Source organism: Pseudomonas fluorescens, assembly GCF_003732425.1.
Taxonomy (GTDB): Bacteria; Pseudomonadota; Gammaproteobacteria; order Pseudomonadales; family Pseudomonadaceae; genus Aquipseudomonas; species Aquipseudomonas fluorescens_BE.
Map to the genome: position 1 here is coordinate 209,935 of NZ_MOBX01000016.1, position 13,891 is coordinate 223,825.

Annotated in this window: 11 protein-coding genes; 7 read left to right on the forward strand and 4 right to left on the reverse strand. The window is 59.5% G+C overall.

All coding sequences use genetic code 11. The annotated features are described in order from the left end of the window. Positions 1–7 precede the first annotated feature (7 nt). From ahcY to BK670_RS26595, 4 genes are all read left to right on the forward strand, one after another. Positions 8–1,417, forward strand: a complete 1,410-nt coding sequence (gene ahcY, locus BK670_RS26580; protein ID WP_122604399.1) for an adenosylhomocysteinase — start codon at positions 8–10, stop codon at positions 1,415–1,417. A 187-nt stretch (positions 1,418–1,604) separates the two neighbouring features. Further along, positions 1,605–2,450, forward strand: a complete 846-nt coding sequence (gene metF, locus BK670_RS26585; RefSeq protein ID WP_123455120.1) for a methylenetetrahydrofolate reductase [NAD(P)H] — start codon at positions 1,605–1,607, stop codon at positions 2,448–2,450. A gap of 169 nt (positions 2,451–2,619) precedes the next feature. Then, positions 2,620–3,432, forward strand: a complete 813-nt coding sequence (locus tag BK670_RS26590; protein ID WP_123454250.1) for a substrate-binding periplasmic protein — start codon at positions 2,620–2,622, stop codon at positions 3,430–3,432. Between the two features lie 222 nt (positions 3,433–3,654). Beyond that, a complete protein-coding gene (locus tag BK670_RS26595) occupies positions 3,655–5,532 on the forward strand; it encodes an RNA helicase RhlE2 (protein WP_123454252.1) in 1,878 nt (625 codons plus the stop codon). Positions 5,533–5,866: 334 nt separating this feature from the next. Here the strand turns inward: BK670_RS26595 and BK670_RS26600 are convergent, their stop codons facing one another. From BK670_RS26600 to BK670_RS26610, 3 genes are all read right to left on the reverse strand, one after another. Beyond that, on the reverse strand, positions 5,867–6,445 hold the full coding sequence (locus BK670_RS26600) for a YceI family protein (protein WP_038358767.1): 579 nt from the start codon (positions 6,443–6,445) through the stop codon (positions 5,867–5,869). Positions 6,446–6,476: 31 nt separating this feature from the next. Beyond that, entirely contained in the window at positions 6,477–7,028 is a 552-nt protein-coding gene (locus BK670_RS26605; RefSeq protein ID WP_123454254.1) for a cytochrome b, read from the reverse strand. Positions 7,029–7,618: 590 nt separating this feature from the next. After that, on the reverse strand, positions 7,619–9,388 hold the full coding sequence (locus tag BK670_RS26610) for a flavin monoamine oxidase family protein (protein ID WP_123454256.1): 1,770 nt from the start codon (positions 9,386–9,388) through the stop codon (positions 7,619–7,621). Positions 9,389–9,611: 223 nt separating this feature from the next. Between BK670_RS26610 and BK670_RS26615 the strand changes: the two genes are divergently transcribed. Next, positions 9,612–11,018: an adenosylmethionine--8-amino-7-oxononanoate transaminase gene (locus BK670_RS26615; protein ID WP_123454258.1), complete on the forward strand. Its 1,407-nt coding sequence runs from the start codon at positions 9,612–9,614 to the stop codon at positions 11,016–11,018. Between the two features lie 203 nt (positions 11,019–11,221). Next, the gene (locus tag BK670_RS26620; RefSeq protein WP_123454260.1) at positions 11,222–11,941 is read left to right on the forward strand and encodes a 16S rRNA (uracil(1498)-N(3))-methyltransferase; all 720 of its coding nucleotides are present in this window, start codon (positions 11,222–11,224) and stop codon (positions 11,939–11,941) included. A gap of 186 nt (positions 11,942–12,127) precedes the next feature. On the opposite strand, the gene trhA is transcribed toward BK670_RS26620, so the two are convergent. After that, on the reverse strand, positions 12,128–12,745 hold the full coding sequence (gene trhA, locus BK670_RS26625; protein ID WP_123454262.1) for a PAQR family membrane homeostasis protein TrhA: 618 nt from the start codon (positions 12,743–12,745) through the stop codon (positions 12,128–12,130). Between the two features lie 187 nt (positions 12,746–12,932). On the opposite strand from trhA, the gene BK670_RS26630 reads away from it, so the two are divergent. Then, positions 12,933–13,847 carry a LysR family transcriptional regulator gene (locus tag BK670_RS26630; RefSeq protein ID WP_123454264.1) on the forward strand — a complete coding sequence of 305 codons (915 nt, stop codon included), beginning with the start codon at positions 12,933–12,935 and terminating at the stop codon, positions 13,845–13,847. Positions 13,848–13,891 lie beyond the last annotated feature (44 nt).

Genomic DNA, 13,891 nt, shown 5'->3' on the forward strand with positions numbered 1-13,891 from the left:
GCTCTTCATGAGCGCTGTTATCACGCCTGCAGATTTTACCGATTACAAAGTTGCCGACATGTCCCTGGCTGCCTGGGGCCGTCGCGAAACCATCATCGCCGAATCGGAAATGCCGGCTCTGATGGGTCTGCGTCGCAAGTACTCCGGCGAACAGCCGTTGAAAGGCGCCAAGATCCTCGGCTGCATCCACATGACCATTCAGACTGCCGTGCTGATCGAAACCCTGGTTGCCCTGGGTGCCGAAGTACGCTGGTCGTCCTGCAACATTTTCTCCACTCAGGATCAGGCTGCTGCCGCTATCGCTGCTGCCGGTATCCCGGTTTTCGCCTGGAAAGGCGAAACTGAAGAAGAGTACGAGTGGTGCCTGGAGCAGACCATCCTGAAGGATGGCCAGCCATGGGACGCCAACATGATCCTCGACGACGGCGGCGACCTGACCGAGCTGCTGCACAAGAAATACCCGGCCGTTCTGGACCGCGTTCACGGCGTGACCGAAGAAACCACCACCGGCGTACACCGTCTGCTGGACATGCTGGCCAAGGGCGAGCTGAAAATCCCGGCCATCAACGTCAACGACTCGGTGACCAAGTCTAAGAACGACAACAAGTACGGCTGCCGTCACAGCCTGAACGACGCGATCAAGCGCGGTACCGACCACCTGCTGTCCGGCAAGCAAGCGCTGGTCATCGGTTACGGTGACGTGGGCAAGGGCTCCGCTCAGTCCCTGCGTCAGGAAGGCATGATCGTTAAAGTCTCCGAAGTTGACCCGATCTGCGCCATGCAGGCGTGCATGGACGGTTTCGAACTGGTTTCGCCGTTCATCGACGGTATCAACGACGGTTCCGAAGCGAGCATCGACAAAGCGCTGCTGGGCAAGATCGACCTGATCGTGACCACCACCGGTAACGTCAATGTTTGCGACTCGAACATGCTCAAAGCCCTGAAGAAGCGCGCCGTTGTCTGCAACATCGGTCACTTCGACAACGAAATCGACACCGCTTTCATGCGCAAGAACTGGGCATGGGAAGAAGTGAAGCCACAGGTACACAAGATCCACCGTACCGGCCCGGGCGCTTTCGACGCACAGAACGACGACTACCTGATCCTGCTGGCCGAAGGCCGTCTGGTGAACCTGGGCAACGCCACCGGTCACCCAAGCCGCATCATGGACGGTTCGTTCGCCAACCAGGTACTGGCGCAGATCTTCCTGTTCGGCCAGAAGTACGCCGACCTGTCGCCAGCCCAGAAAGCCGAGCGCCTGACCGTTGAAGTACTGCCGAAGAAACTCGACGAAGAAGTGGCCCTGGAAATGGTTCGCGGCTTCGGCGGCGTGGTCACTCAACTGACCAAGCAACAGGCTGACTACATCGGCGTAACCGTCGAAGGCCCGTTCAAGCCGCACGCTTACCGCTACTAAGTAACCGGCTGCTTTATTTGTCGGACTGGCTTGTTGTGGCGAGGGAGCTTGCTCCCGCTGGGCTGCGAAGCGGCCCCGAGATTTTGGGAGCGCTGCGCGCTCCAGCGGGAGCAAGCTCCCTCGCCACATAAGCACGCTCCTACAGATGAAACATACCGTAGGCTTTCGTGTTTCCAAGGGTATGACCATGTCCCAAGACCGTCGCTACAGCTTCGAGTTCTTCCCGACCAAGACCGATGCTGGGCATGAAAAGCTGCTCAACGTTGCCCGTCAGCTGGCAACGTACAATCCCGATTTCTTCTCCTGCACCTATGGCGCTGGTGGTTCGACCCGTGATCGCACCCTCAACACCGTTCTGCAACTGGAAAGCGAAGTCAAAGTACCGGCCGCTCCGCACCTGTCGTGCGTCGGCGACAGCAAGGACGACCTGCGCGGCCTGCTGAACGAGTACAAGGCTGCCGGCATCAAGCGCATCGTCGCGCTGCGTGGCGACCTGCCGTCCGGCATGGGCATGACCAGCGGTGAGCTGCGTCACGCCAATGAACTGGTTGAATTCATTCGTGAAGAAACCGGCGATCATTTCCACATCGAAGTCGCTGCCTACCCGGAGATGCATCCGCAAGCACGCAACTACGAAGACGATCTCGCCAACTTCGTGCGCAAGGCTCGCGCCGGCGCCGACAGCGCGATCACCCAGTACTTCTTCAATGCCGACAGTTACTTCTACTTCGTCGAGCGTTTGCAGGCGCTGGGTGTGGATCTGCCGATCGTGCCGGGGATCATGCCGATCACCAACTACAGCAAACTCGCGCGCTTCTCCGATGCCTGCGGTGCGGAAATCCCGCGCTGGATCCGCAAGCAACTGGAAGCCTATGGCGATGACACGCAAAGCATTCAGCGCTTTGGTGAACAAGTCGTCAGCGAGATGTGCGAACGCCTGTTGCAGGGCGGCGCTCCGGGGCTGCACTTCTATTCCATGAACCAGGCTGAGCCTAGCCTGGCGATCTGGAATAACCTGAAGTTGCCGCGCTGAAGCAGCGGCAAGCTTCAAGCTGAAAGCGATAAGCAAGATCAAAAGATCGCAGCCTTCGGCAGCTCCTAGAGGGGTGTCGCAGCTGCGATCTTTTGCTTTTAAAGGCCCGAAACAGAGCTTGTGCAGGCACTTTCTGGCTCTTTCGCGTTTCTCGTCGTAATCTCAAGCCATGCCTTTGATCACGCAATTATTCGCCGTGCTGGTTTTTGCTTGCCTGAGCTTCGCCGCTCGAGGCGAGAAGTTGCGTATTGTCACCGAGCCGTGGGCGCCTTACGTCTACGAAGAGAACGGTAAAAACCTCGGACTGGATTACGAAACCACGGCCATTGTCTTCAAACGTCTGGGCATCGAAGTCGAATGGCAGTTCCTGCCATGGAAGCGCTGCCTGTCGATGCTTGAGACCGGTCAAGCCGACGGTGCCCTGGACATTTTTCACAGTGACGAGCGCGACGCCACCCTCCTCTACCCGAGCGAGCCGCTGTCGGACGTCGAGTTCGTCCTGTTCTACGCCAACGACCGGCCGCACCCGTTCAGCAAACTCGAAGAACTCAAAGGCCTGACCATCGGCACCTCGCCGGGTTACCTGTATAGCTCCGATTTCAGCGAATCAACATTGTTTACCCGCGAACCGGCACCGACCCACGAAGCCAACTTCGGCAAACTGGCGCGTGGTCGCATCGACTTGCTGATCACCGATCGCCGCGTCGGTCAGCATTTGCTCGATCAGCTGAATATTCGCGATCAGATCACTGAAAACCCCACTGTCATTAGCCGCCAGAGCCAGTTTCTGGCGGTTCGGCGCAATGCTGGCATGGATTTGCTGGTGCAGCGTTTCGGCGCCGAGCTCAAGCGATTCAAGCGCGAACCGGCCTATGCCGAGCTGAGCGCCCGGTATGGCGCGGCTCCCGTTATGGCTGCGCCGCTGGGCAATGCCACGGCCAGCGGCAAAACCGTTGAGCAGCAGGAAAGCAGCGCGCAGTGATTGCTCTGTTATACTCCGGCGTTCCCGCCAGGCTCACGCCCGGACGCCCGGAACCGTAACAGGCCTCTCGACCCGCTACAGCGCAGCTTTGCAGCCCGCGCGAGCGCTCCAGACGTGCCTTCGGAACCGCAGCAGGACCGGACGGGATTGCGTCCTCTTAAACGCCATTCGCGCCAGGCAAGACTCCCATTGGGCCAAGCCCTAACTAAAACAGGATTACTCATGTCCTTTGCTTCCCTCGGTCTCTCCGAGGCTTTAGTCCGCGCCATCGAAGATGCGGGCTATACCGAGCCTACTCCGGTGCAACAGCGGGCCATTCCCGCCGTGTTGCAAGGTCGCGACCTGATGGTTGCGGCACAGACAGGTACCGGTAAAACCGGCGGTTTCGCCCTTCCGATCCTGGAGCGGTTGTTCCCCAACGGTCACCCGGACAAATCCCAGCGTCATGGCCCGCGCCAACCGCGCGTACTGGTCCTGACCCCGACCCGCGAACTCGCGGCCCAGGTTCACGAGAGCTTCAAGATCTACGCCCGTGACCTGAAATTCGTCAGCGCCTGCATCTTCGGCGGCGTCGGCATGAACCCACAGGTTCAGGCCATGTCCCGTGGTGTCGACGTGCTCGTTGCCTGCCCGGGTCGTTTGCTCGACCTCTGCGGCCAGGGCAGCGTTGACCTGTCCCACGTGGAAATCCTCGTCCTCGACGAAGCTGACCGCATGCTCGACATGGGTTTCGTGCACGACGTGAAGAAAGTCCTCGCGCGCCTGCCGTCCAAGCGTCAGAACCTGCTGTTCTCGGCGACTTTCTCCAAGGACATCACCGACCTCGCCGGCAAGCTGCTGCACAACCCGGAACGCATCGAAGTGACGCCGCCGAACACCACGGTCGAGCGCATCGAACAACGCGTGTTCCGTCTGCCGGCCAGCCACAAGCGTGCGCTGCTGGCGCACCTGATCACCGCCGGCGCGTGGGAACAGGTACTGGTCTTCACCCGTACCAAGCACGGCGCCAACCGTCTGGCCGAATACCTGGACAAACACGGCCTGCCGGCTGTGGCGATCCATGGCAACAAGAGCCAGAACGCGCGCACCAAAGCGCTGGCCGACTTCAAGGCCAACCAGGTGCGCATTCTGGTTGCGACCGACATTGCCGCACGCGGTCTGGACATCGATCAGTTGCCACACGTGGTCAACTTCGAACTGCCGAACGTCGATGAAGATTACGTGCACCGTATTGGCCGTACAGGCCGTGCCGGTCGTTCGGGCGAGGCGATTTCGCTGGTCGCGCCGGACGAAGAAAAACTGCTGAAAAGCATCGAGCGCATGACCAAGCAGAAAATCGCCGACGGCGACCTGATGGGCTTCGACTCGAGCACCATTGAAGCCGAGAAGCCGGAAGCGCGTGAGCGTCCGGACATGCGCAACCCGCGCAACCCACGTGGCCCACGCGGCGACGGCCCGAATGGCGGCGGCGGTGGCGGCGGTCGTAAAGACAAAGGCAAAGACAAGGGCAAGGAAAAACCGGCCGGTGAACGTGGCGAGCGCCCTGCCCGTCAACAGAAGCCGCGCGAAGGTACGCCGAGCCGCGAACAGCGTCCGAGCCAACCGCCACGTGCAGCGGCGGATCGTGCACCGGACGAGTTCCTCGACGACGATATCGATAACTTCGGTAACCGCGTTGACTACGTGCCAAAGCCTGCTCCAGCCGGCGGTCGCGGCCGTCGCCCAGGCGCACCGGCTCAGGGCGCAGGCGCTGGCACCGGCGCACCACGCGGCGGCCAGCCGCAAGGTCGCCAGAACGGTCCGCGCAACAGCAACGGATCGAGCACCGGCACCCCGCCAGCCAAACGCAGCGGCCCGCGCAACGGCGCACCGCGTGATGGTCAGTCGGGTCGTCGTGACGAGTCTTCGTCGCGCAATCGTCGCCCGGCCCGTGATGATCAGCCACGTACCGAACCCGCCGTGCAGAGCCCGCGCAGCAACGGTCCGAAGATCATGCACAAGGAATCGAAAGCCGACCGCTTCCCGACACCTGAGCAGCTCGATCAACTGCCAAGCCGCCCGCGTGGCGAAAAACCAGCACTGCTGACCCGCAATCGCTGAGTTTTAAGCTGCAATGAAAAATGCCCCGACTCGCAAGAGCCGGGGCATTTTTTTGCTGCCGCGAATATCCCTGAATCACCCCAATCCCCCCTGTTTACACCAAACACCGTGGCGAGGGGATTTATCCCCGATCGGCTGCGAAGCAGTCGCAAAACCATTCAATGCGGTATGCCTGATACCCCTCGGCTGGAGGTCATGGGGCCGCTGCGCGACCCATCGGGGATAAATCTCCTCGCCACAAACGCCGGCTCCCTACAGGGATCAGTGTTGTGAAGGGCAATAAAAAACGCCCCCAGCCTTTCGACCGGGGGCGCTTTTTGTGGCAGGGCGAAAGTTATTTAACTTTCACGCCTTCCAGCGAGATGTCCAGATCCGCAGTTTGCGAGGTAGGACCTGGGCCCTTGATCCCGAAATCGTTCAGGTTGAGGGTGGTCTTGGCATTGAAGCCAGCGCGCTCGCCGCCCCATGGATCCTTGCCTTCGCCGTTGAACGTAGCCTTGAAGGTCACAGGCTTGGTCACACCGTGCAGGGTCAGGTCGCCAGTCACGTCAGCAGTCTTTTCACCGGTCGATTTAACGGCGGTGGAGACGAACTTGGCGTCAGCGAATTTGCCCACGTCGAGGAAGTCTTTGCTGGCGATGTGCTTGTCACGCTCGGCGTGGTTCGACCACAGGCTGGCGGTTTTCACATCGACGGAGATCTTACTGGCTTCAGGCTTGGCCGAATCCCACGAGAACGTGCCGTCGAAGTCTTTGAAAGTACCGTGGATGAAGCTGTAGCCCAGGTGGCTGATTTTCCAGTCAACGAAGGCGTGCTGACCTTCCTTGTCGATTTTGTAATCCGCTGCCATGGCCTGACCAGCCGAGAGCAGTGCAGAACCGATTGCCAGAGCGGCCAGAGTCTTTTTCAACATGCTTTCTTTTCCTTTGAGTCGAGGTTGAACTTCAGGCTTTGCGACCGAGCATTCGCGTCAGGGTCGCATCACGATCGATAAAGTGGTGCTTCAATGCTGCCAACGCATGGAGACCGGAAAAAATTACCAGTGCCCACGCCAGCCAGAGATGAATCACCCCAGCGGTATCTGCCTGATCCGGTAGCCCGGAAACCAGTGCAGGAACTTCAAACAAGCCAAACACCGGGATCCCGACACCGTCTGCGGTGGAAATCAGGTAACCGGCAATCATCACAGCGAACAGCGCCAGATACAGAAACCCGTGGCCAAACTTGGCGCCGATACGGGTCATGCGGCTGTAGCTTTGCAGCGTCGGCGGCGGTGGGCTGATAAAGCGCCACAGCACCCGCAACACCATCACACCCAGCAGCACCAGACCGATGCTTTTGTGCAGGTCCGGCGCGTCTTTACGCCAGGTGCTGTAGTAATCCAGGCCGACCATCCACAGGCCGAGCGCGAACAGCCCGAAGACCACCAGCGCCACGCCCCAGTGCATGCAAATGCTGACCCAACCATAACGCGAAGAAGAGTTACGTAGCTGCATTGCCCAAATCCTGTGAGAACTGCGAACCAAGACTAGCGAGTTATCTATCGAATTAAAGCGGAAAATTTCGCTTTGAAATATCGAGAAATACGATCAAGAGTCTGAAAGTGGCGTGTTAAGGAAAGATTAAAGGCTACTGTGTCGCGGGGCGCTCGGGGCGGCGGGGTCGATTCTCAGCGATGGGGACGTGAAGTGCGCAGTGCTTAAAATGGGAGTTTTAACCCCCATTTTCATGATTGATCAGTTCCTGAAAACCGGCGGCGGCTGTAAACAGTCAGCGCTATATGGATCTATCTGGCACTTATGGGCAAGTTCAGAGCCGTACTTTCCTGAAAAATAATCGCCATTTACACAGCCGTGAAGTGCTACTAACAGAATTATCATCGCAAGCGCTTTCATAGAACATCTCCATTTTTTTCAAGCATAAAATGTGAGATCAAGCACCCGCCGTCATTCCGTTCGGATTGTTTTGTGGGAAATATCCTGCGAAGAGGTAGGCCACCGAGGATGAGCGGCTGAGGCTGTTACGAGATGTATTAAAAGGCAAAAAAACGCGGCCTCTTGGGCCGCGTTTTTTTTGCAGCGAAGGCTTACTGCGCCTTGGTCTCGGTCGTTGCAGCAGGCTTGGCTGCTGGCTTTTTCGCCGGTTCAGCCTTTTTTGCCGCTGGTTTGGCCGCAGGCTTTTTCGTTTCGGCTTTCGCAGCAGGCTTCTTCGCTGCAGGCTTGGCCGCTGCTTTCTTCGCCGGCTCGGCTTTCACCGGGGTTGCTGGCTTCGGCGCTTCCACCGGAGCGGGCGCAGGGGTTGGCGCAGGTGCTGGAGCTGCTGGCGCTGGAGCTGGAGCTGGCTCTGGAGCCTTCACAGGCTCAGGCTTCTTCTCGTCATCCGAACCACCGAACAGGTTGCTGAAGAAGTTGCCCTTCTTCGCCGCCACGGCACCCGCCGCGCCTGCCGCTGCTGCAGCCGGCACCACTTTCGCCGGTTCAAACGACTTGCCCGCTGCCAGATCTTCAACCTGACTCGCTGCACGCTGACCGGTGCGCAGTGCGCCTTCCAGAGTGCCCGGGTACAAGGTGTCGGTGTGTTCGCCAGCGAACGCTACGCGTTGCAGCGGACGTTCCCACAGGCGCCAGAACTTGCTGATCTGGCCCGGACCGTAGGCCAGGTAGGCGCCGCCCATCGACGGGTCGGTGCTGTAGCGACGGATTTCATAACCGGTGAACGAGCCACGGGCCTGTGGATAAAACGCGTGCAGACGGATCAGCACCTGATCGACCATCTGCTTGTCGCCGAACGCCTGCATCACGCGGGAGTTGTCGCCAGACAGGTTGATCACCACGTTGGCGCCACCCTTCAGCGCCGGCTCGATCCACAACATACCCAGACCTGCGTTGCTGTAGATTTCGCCGGACATGCGCGCCTTGCTTTCCCACACTGGCGTCTTGAACTTCAGCATGATCTGGTCGCGCCAGCCGTAGTTGGTGCCCTTGATCGCCGCCATATGCTGGGCATCCAGCGCCGGCGTCAGCTGAATCTTACTCAGCGCGCGCAGTGGCACGGCCAACACCACGTAATCAGCCTGATAACCGACACTGCCGACCTTGACGGTCACGCCGTCCTTGTCCTGGCTGATAGCGGAAACCGGCGAGTTGGTCTTGATGGTCTTGATCTGTTTGACGAACGCCTGCGCCAGCACCTGGCTGCCGCCGACCAGACGCGAAGCACGCAGGTCACGGTCGGAGATGCCGCGATACACGCGGTTCTGCTGGGCGAAGTACAGCAGCGACAGGCGCGAAGGCTCGTCGTAGTGGGTGCGGATGTCTTGGTTGATCAACTGACGCGCGGTGGCTGGCAGGTTCTGCTTGTCGAGCCAGCTCGACACGTTGATTTGGTCCAGTGCGTGCAGCGTGCTGGTCGCCGCCGGGTTCTGCGGGTCGTCGATGGAACGCGCCAGATCGTCGAGGGTTTTCTGGTAGCGCTTCAAGGCATCGGCGGTGGCCGGCTGCTTGGTCGCCAGATCAGCGGCGGAGAAATACTCGCCGTCGATCAGATAACCTGGGGTACGCACGAATTCCGGCGCCGGCGTGGTGCCCAGCTTGAACGTCGAGACATACTTGTTCAGCACTGGCTGGGTCTTGTCGTTGCCGATCCACTCGCTGGTGGCCATACCGGAGCGACCGCCCAGGCTCGGTTTGGCTTCCAGCAGGGTGACCTGCCAGCCTTTGTTTTGCAGCTCATAAGCGGCAGTCAGGCCCGAGAGGCCGCCGCCGATCACGATTGCAGTTTTATCCTTGGCCAGCGCTGTAACGCTGAACAGCCCCAACATCACCAGCGCACAGGCGCGCAGCCAACCGACAGACATTCAGCGAACTCCGGAAATACACGTAGGAAAAAGCAGTTTTGCGGGTCAGACGACCCAAAGAACCGCGAAGAATACGTTAGCCATCAAAACGCCGCCAGCGACGTCTATCGGCTCATACAAAGTAGCTCAATCGACACAATGGGTTGTTCCCGCGCGATGCATTGCATAGGCTTGCGCGATTGTTTGCCCGCGCCTGACGCGAGCCGCCTCGAGGAGACTGTAAATGGGCCTGAATAACCAGTGGATGCAACGCGACCTCGCGGTGTTGTGGCATCCCTGCACCCAGATGAAAGACCACGAACAGCTGCCGCTGATCCCGATCAAGCGCGGTGAAGGCGTCTGGCTTGAAGACTTCGAAGGCAAGCGCTACCTTGACGCGGTCAGCTCGTGGTGGGTCAACGTATTTGGCCACGCCAACCCGCGCATCAATCAGCGCATCAAGGATCAGGTCGATCAGCTGGAGCACGTGATTCTGGCCGGTTTCAGCCATCAACCGGTGATCGAGCTGTCCGAACGTCTGGTGAAGATGACCCCGGAAGGCCTGAACCGGGTGTTCTACGCCGATAACGGTTCGTCCTGCATCGAAGTCGCGCTGAAAATGAGCTTTCACTACTGGCTCAACCGCGGCCAGCCAAACAAAAAGCGCTTCGTCACCCTGACCAACAGCTACCACGGTGAAACCATGGCAGCGATGGCGGTCGGCGATGTGCCGTTGTTCACCGAGACCTATAAAGCCCTGCTGATGGACACCATCAAGGTGCCGAGCCCGGATTGCTACGGGCGTCCCGAAGGCATGAGCTGGGAAGAACATTCACGCAACATGTTCGCCGCCATGGAACAGACCCTGGCCGAGAACCATGACAGCGTCGCGGCAGTGATCGTCGAGCCGCTGATTCAAGGCGCCGGCGGCATGCGCATGTATCACCCGGTGTATCTGAAATTGCTGCGCCAGGCCTGTGATCGCTACGGCGTGCACCTGATCCACGACGAAATCGCCGTCGGCTTCGGCCGCACCGGGACCATGTTTGCCTGCGAGCAGGCCGGCATCCGTCCGGATTTTCTTTGCCTGTCGAAAGCCCTGACTGGCGGTTACCTGCCGCTGGCGGCGTGCCTGACCACCGACGAGGTCTACAGCGCGTTCTACGACGACTACCCGACCTTGCGCGCGTTCCTGCATTCGCACAGCTACACCGGCAATCCGCTGGCCTGTGCGGCGGCACTGGCGACCCTGGATATCTTCGAGCAGGACAACGTCATCGAGAACAACAAGGCCCTGGCCCAGCGCATGGCCTCGGCGACCGCGCATCTGGTGGATCATCCTAACGTCTCGGAAGTGCGCCAGACCGGCATGGTCCTGGCCATCGAGATGGTCAAGGATAAAGCCACGAAAGAGGCCTACCCTTGGCAGGAGCGACGCGGTTTGAAGGTGTTCCAGCATGCCCTGGAGCGTGGCGCGTTGCTGCGGCCGCTGGGCAGCGTGGTGTATTTCCTGCCGCCGTACGTGATCACCCCGGAGCAGATCGACTTCCTCGCCGAAGTCGCCAGCGAAGGCATCGACATTGCCACGCGTGACAGCGTCAGCGTGGCCGTGCCGAAAGACTTTCATCCCGGCTTCCGCGATCCGGGCTGATTTCTGAGGATTCAGACCAACCCTGTGGCGAGGGGATTTATCCCCGTTCGGCTGCGTAGCAGCCGTAAAATCAGCACATGCAATAGTCCTGACTCACCGCGATTGCAGATTTTGGGGCGGCTTCGCCACCCAACGGGGATAAATCCCCTCGCCACAAGAGCTCTGCATTGCAGCAACTACGCGCCAATTTTTAGAGACCCGAAATGAGACTGTCCCGCTTCTTTATCGACGCCCCCCTGAGCACCGGCGAACACGAACTGCCCGAGGCCCAGGCGCATTACATCAGCCGCGTGCTGCGCATGGCCGAGGGCGATGCGGTGCAGTTGTTCGACGGCTCCGGCCATGAGTTTCGTGGTTCGCTGGTGGAAGTCGGCAAGAAGCGCGTGACCATGCAGATCGACGAACAACTCGCCGGCCAGGTCGAATCGCCGCTGCACATCCACCTCGGCCAGGGCCTGTCCCGGGGTGAGCGAATGGACTGGGCGATTCAGAAAGCCACTGAGTTGGGCGTAAATGAAATCACCCCGATCTTCAGTGATCGCTGCGAAGTTCGACTCAAGGACGAACGCGCCGACAAACGCCTGCTGCACTGGCGCCAAGTGGCAATCAGCGCCTGTGAGCAGTGCGGGCGCTCGCGGGTGCCGGTGATTCATCCGCCGGTGTTGTTGGCGGACTGGATCAAGCAGACCGAAGCTGAGTTGAAACTGGTGCTGCACCCGGTGGCGGAGCCGTTGGTGAGTCACGCCAAACCGACGACGCTGGCGTTTCTGATCGGGCCTGAAGGCGGTTTGACGGATGCTGAAGTCGAGCAGGCCAAAGGCAACGGTTTTCACGCCGCCCGCCTCGGCCCGCGCGTGCTGCGCACCGAGACCGCGCCGGTGGTTGCACTGGCGGTAGCCCAACAACTTTGGGGTGACTTCTAAGGCCCCATCGCTGGCAAGCCAGCTCCCACAAGAGATCCTGAGTTCGCACAAATTTTGTGTTCACTGGATATCTACTGTGGGAGCGAGCCTGCTCGCGAAAGCGGTGTATCAGCCAACATCAGCATCAACTGTACTGACGCCTTCGCGAGCAGGCTCGCTCCCACAGGGGAATGTGGATGATTCGGTTTAGAGGACGTAAAACATAATCGCCACAAAGTGCAGCAAACTCCCGGCAATCACGAACAAATGCCAAATCCCGTGGGCATGCCGCAACCGGTGATCCAGGGCAAAAAAGATAATCCCCACGGTGTACAAAACCCCGCCCGTGGCCAGCCAGGCGAAACCGGTGGTGCCCAGCGCCGCCAGTAACGGCTTGACCGCCACCAGCACAATCCAGCCCATCACCGCGTAAATCACGATCGACAGAATCCGTGCTTCCGAACGCGGTTTGATCTCCTGCAAAATGCCGATCAGCGCCAGCCCCCAGACAATCCCGAACAACGTCCAGCCCCACGGCCCGCGCAGGGTCACCAGACAGAACGGCGTGTAGCTGCCGGCAATCAGCAGGTAGATCGAAAAGTGATCGACCTTCTTCATGATCGCTTTCTTGCGCCCGCGCACGCTGTGGTACACGGTCGAGGCGCTGTAGAGCACCAGCAAGGTAAACGCGTAGATCGCCACGCTGACAATTTTCCACGGACTGCCGTCCAGGCAGGCAATCACCAACATCCAGACGCCGCCGACAAAAGCCGCCACTGCCCCGACCAGATGGGTCCAGGCGTTCAATCGTTCTCCGTGATACATGTATTGCTCACCTCACATTCGTTACCGCAGCGCGCAAGGCTCGGGCCTTGAGCGTAAAAGCGCAATCAAAAGATCGCAGCCTTCGGCAGCTCCAACCTTCGAACGCATTCCAATGTAGGAGCTGCCGAAGGCTGCGATCTTTTGATCTTCAAGGCACAATCGACGCATTCTAAAAAGAGTCCGCGCCATGCTGATCGACGAAGAGTTGACCCTGAAAAAACTCGAGGTGTTCCTCGCCTTCATGCGCACCGGCAACCTCGCCCGCGCCGCTGCCGAGTTGCAGACCAGCAACGTCAGCGTGCACCGCGCCATTCACTCGCTGGAAAGCGCCCTGCGCTGCCCGCTGTTCAAACACGAAGGGCGCAACCTGACGCCGCTGGAAAGCGCTTACGTGCTCGAAGAACGCGCACAGAAGTTGATCAACGACGTCGTCGAAAGCGTGCGCCTGACCCGCGAAGCCGCCGGGTTCTCGGCTGAACGCTTCAAACTCGGCTCGCTGTATTCGCTGACGGTGAAAACCGTACCGCAACTGATCATGGGCCTGAAAATCCGCCGCAGCGAACTCAACATTGATCTGATCCTCGGCTCGAACATCGACCTGCTCTACAAGCTGAAAAACATGGAAGTCGACGCGATTCTGGTGTCGCTGGACGACAGCATCAACGACCCGGATTGCGAGCAGATTGCGCTGTTCTCCGACGACATCTTCCTCGCCACGCCGGCGGATTCAAAATTCGCGCAACGCAGCGAAGTCGATCTGGCCGAGGTTCGTGATGAAACCTTTATTACCTTGACCCAGGGCTTTGCCACCCATCAGGACGGCAACCGGGTATTCAAGCAGGCGGGGTTCGAACCGAAGGTGGCGATGCAGGTGAATGACATTTTCACGCTGTTGAGTATGGTCAGCTCGGGGGTGGGTTATGCGTTGCTGCCAGGCAGGATTGCGGCGGTGTATGAGAATCGGGTCAAGCTGATTCCGTTGCAGGAGAAGTACCGGTTGCAGCAGCACATTGGGGTGGTGTTTTTGAAGGCCAAGGAGCGGGATCCGAATTTGCTGGCGTTGCTGGCGGAGTGTCGGATGTATGCGAATCGGCAAGCCTGATACCGAGTTGTCCCCTTCGCGAGCAGGCTCGCTCCCACAGGAAA

What these genes read in the sequence shown, in the direction of transcription:
- ahcY (WP_122604399.1), top strand. Translation starts at nt 8, where the DNA reads ATGAGCGCTGTTATCACGCCTGCAGATTTTACCGATTACAAAGTTGCC.
- metF (WP_123455120.1), top strand. Translation starts at nt 1,605, where the DNA reads ATGTCCCAAGACCGTCGCTACAGCTTCGAGTTCTTCCCGACCAAGACC.
- BK670_RS26590 (WP_123454250.1), top strand. Translation starts at nt 2,620, where the DNA reads ATGCCTTTGATCACGCAATTATTCGCCGTGCTGGTTTTTGCTTGCCTG.
- BK670_RS26595 (WP_123454252.1), top strand. Translation starts at nt 3,655, where the DNA reads ATGTCCTTTGCTTCCCTCGGTCTCTCCGAGGCTTTAGTCCGCGCCATC.
- BK670_RS26600 (WP_038358767.1), bottom strand. Translation starts at nt 6,445, where the DNA reads ATGTTGAAAAAGACTCTGGCCGCTCTGGCAATCGGTTCTGCACTGCTC.
- BK670_RS26605 (WP_123454254.1), bottom strand. Translation starts at nt 7,028, where the DNA reads ATGCAGCTACGTAACTCTTCTTCGCGTTATGGTTGGGTCAGCATTTGC.
- BK670_RS26610 (WP_123454256.1), bottom strand. Translation starts at nt 9,388, where the DNA reads ATGTCTGTCGGTTGGCTGCGCGCCTGTGCGCTGGTGATGTTGGGGCTG.
- BK670_RS26615 (WP_123454258.1), top strand. Translation starts at nt 9,612, where the DNA reads ATGGGCCTGAATAACCAGTGGATGCAACGCGACCTCGCGGTGTTGTGG.
- BK670_RS26620 (WP_123454260.1), top strand. Translation starts at nt 11,222, where the DNA reads ATGAGACTGTCCCGCTTCTTTATCGACGCCCCCCTGAGCACCGGCGAA.
- trhA (WP_123454262.1), bottom strand. Translation starts at nt 12,745, where the DNA reads ATGTATCACGGAGAACGATTGAACGCCTGGACCCATCTGGTCGGGGCA.
- BK670_RS26630 (WP_123454264.1), top strand. Translation starts at nt 12,933, where the DNA reads ATGCTGATCGACGAAGAGTTGACCCTGAAAAAACTCGAGGTGTTCCTC.